This is a genomic window from Aeromonas sp. PS2Canimalfood6 (genome assembly GCF_048276795.1).
GTDB classification, from domain to species: Bacteria; Pseudomonadota; Gammaproteobacteria; order Enterobacterales; family Aeromonadaceae; genus Aeromonas; species Aeromonas caviae.
In genome coordinates this window covers 1-2,592 of the sequence record NZ_JBLUXC010000115.1, presented here as the reverse complement: position 1 = coordinate 2,592, position 2,592 = coordinate 1, and the positions used below count along the sequence as shown (strand labels likewise).

At 48.8% G+C, this 2,592-nt stretch carries 2 protein-coding genes; both read left to right on the top strand.

The features are described from left to right. Positions 1-117: 117 nt before the first annotated feature. On the top strand, positions 118-1,497 hold the full coding sequence (locus tag ACNPAA_RS20725; protein ID WP_417891982.1) for a hybrid sensor histidine kinase/response regulator: 1,380 nt from the start codon (positions 118-120) through the stop codon (positions 1,495-1,497). Then, complete coding sequence (locus tag ACNPAA_RS20720; protein WP_124813028.1) at positions 1,484-2,428, top strand: DNA-binding response regulator; 945 nt, start codon at positions 1,484-1,486, stop codon at positions 2,426-2,428. The genes ACNPAA_RS20725 and ACNPAA_RS20720 overlap by 14 nt, the downstream gene beginning before the upstream one ends. Positions 2,429-2,592: the final 164 nt, after the last annotated feature.

Sequence of the window (2,592 nt, the reverse complement as noted above, 5' to 3'; positions counted from 1 at the left end):
TGGAATGGGCAGCTGATTATTTGGCCAAGAACGCTTGCCGAACCAAGCAGAGAAAATCGATACAGAACAGGACCTTGGAAGGAGTTTTAAAGGGACTCAACGCTTAAGGTCCTGTACATGAATAACGCCAAAAGCCGTTACTTGGCGGGGCTGAGTCATGAATTGCGCACCCCGCTGAATGTCTTGCTGGGTTACGCACAATTGTTAAGTGATGATCGCAAGCTGGATCACCAAACCCGTGAATATGCCCATATTCTTCGGCGGAATGGAAAACACCTTTCTGATCTGTTGGAAGGGTTACTGGAGATCTCCAAAATTGAAGCGGGTCGTCTTGAGCTGCAACGCGTTGAATTTAATCTGGCAACCATGCTCGATGAGCTGGCAGAGATGTTTGCGATGGAAGCATCCCAGAAAGGGCTTGAGTTTGAATATATACCTTGCGTGAATCTGCCTGTCTACATCGCCATCGACAAACAACGCTTACGGCAGATCCTCATCAATTTGCTGGATAATGCGGTTAAATATACTCGCGAAGGGAAAGTGACTTTCCGCGTCACCTACCGCAATCAGGTGGCGCGTTTTTCCGTCCAAGATACCGGTATTGGGCTATCTGAGCACGACATCCAGCAGATCTTTAAGCCGTTTGAGCGCATTCAAACGCAAAATACGCGCGCCATTCAAGGCACGGGGCTTGGGCTGACTATTTCTCATGCGCTGGCCAGCCTGATGGGCGGCGATATCTCCTGCCAAAGCCAGCCGAATGTAGGCAGCAATTTCACACTGACCATGATGATGTCAGCAGTCGAAAGTCCCGTTTCAGTTCCAGTGCTGATTAACCCAAATATTACCGGTTACACCGGCGCACGACAGACCATTCTGGTCGTTGACGACATTGCTGATCAACGCAATCTGGTGAGCAACATTCTCACGCCACTTGGTTTCAACATTTTACAGGCGAATGGCGCGGCTGAAGCGCTGAAGATGGCCGAAAATCATACCATTCACCTCTATATTCTTGATATCACCATGCCCGAAGTCAGCGGCTGGCAACTGGCGATCCAGCTGCGGCAAAAAGGCATCCGCAGCCCCATTATGATGCTGTCAGCCAACATTCATGAGTTAGAAAAAAGCAACATGCTCGCCAAATATCATAATGATTACCTGAGCAAACCCATCTCGCGGGAACAACTGCTCACGAAACTCAGCAACTTATTACCCGTCGACTGGCTGTTTGCAGACGAGCCGGAAGATAAACCAGCCGCCAATTCAGATGCATCCGTAGCGCACGCGGCGCTCCCATCCCATGATGATCTGACGCAGTTGATCAATTATGCGGAAATTGGCTTTATGTCCGCATTCCTCGAAAAACTGGATGAGATCGTCAGTTCCGGCGACAGCGCTGAGGCTTTTTTTGGTTCAATCCGCAGCGATGCATCGCAATGTAAATTTGAAAAAGTCGTACATAACCTGAACGAGTTGATAAATGAGCATTATTGAATTCAGTAACATCATTGTATTAGTGGTCGACGACTCGCCTGAGTCACTCGGCATGCTTAACGCCACGCTCAATAAAGCGGGGTTGACTGTGCTGGTGGCGCTCAGTGGTGCACAAGCATTGGCGATTGTGGAAAAAGTGCAGCCCGATGTGGTGTTGCTGGATGCGATCATGCCGGAAATGGACGGGTTTGATACGTGCCAGAAACTGAAAGAAAAGCTCCCCTCCACCCCTATTTTATTTATGACCGGCCTTAACGATTCAGAGCATGTCATTCATGGTTTTGAGGTGGGTGGTGTCGATTATATCACCAAACCGGTTGTGCCAAATGAAGTGCTGGCGCGAATCAAGGTGCACAGCCATAACGCCAAACTGGCGAAATCGGCACAATTTGCCCTCGATTATGCCGGGCAATATGTCTTCTGCGTATCAAAACAGGGGCGCTTGGAGTGGGCTACGCCTTACGCACAAGAGCTGATCGGCAAGATAAATGGCGATATTCTGGAAACGTGGAAAAGCATTCAACCCGACATCGCCCGCTGGATCACATCCGAACATCGGAAAGAACCTCTGCAACTGAACCAGTTTACCCCGCCGATTCAAGCTGAATATGCCGGTGAATATGATCAGCTGCATGCATTGATCCGTTTGGTCACGCCGAAAAAACGCGGTACAGAAGAAGATTTGCAACGCGAACTTAATCTCACTAAACGCGAATCTCAGGTGCTTTATTGGCTCTCTTTCGGCAAAACCAATTGGGAGATCGCCACTATTCTTGAAATGAGCCACAGAACAGTGAACAAACATCTTGAGCAGATCTACAAAAAGCTCAATGTTGATAACCGCACTGCAGCAGCAAGTATTTCACTGCGGTTACTCGATAGCTCACATGCCAGGGAAGGTGCGAATAAGTACCCTATGAGCCAAAACTAAAAAGTTTAGCCATTTAATATCAATAATTTAGAATGGTGTGTTTTTGGTATCTATTCACCAGGACGGGGTTGACGGCATCAGTTCTGCCGGGATGGGATAATCTGTCTTCTCGATGCACGCCCTGACCACGGCCCTCAACCACTCCTGTGGGCAGCGGCCCAATC

Bases quoted from the DNA above. Each gene is read 5' to 3' on its own strand.
- ACNPAA_RS20725 (WP_417891982.1), top strand. From the start codon at position 118: ATGAATAACGCCAAAAGCCGTTACTTGGCGGGGCTGAGTCATGAATTG.
- ACNPAA_RS20720 (WP_124813028.1), top strand. From the start codon at position 1,484: ATGAGCATTATTGAATTCAGTAACATCATTGTATTAGTGGTCGACGAC.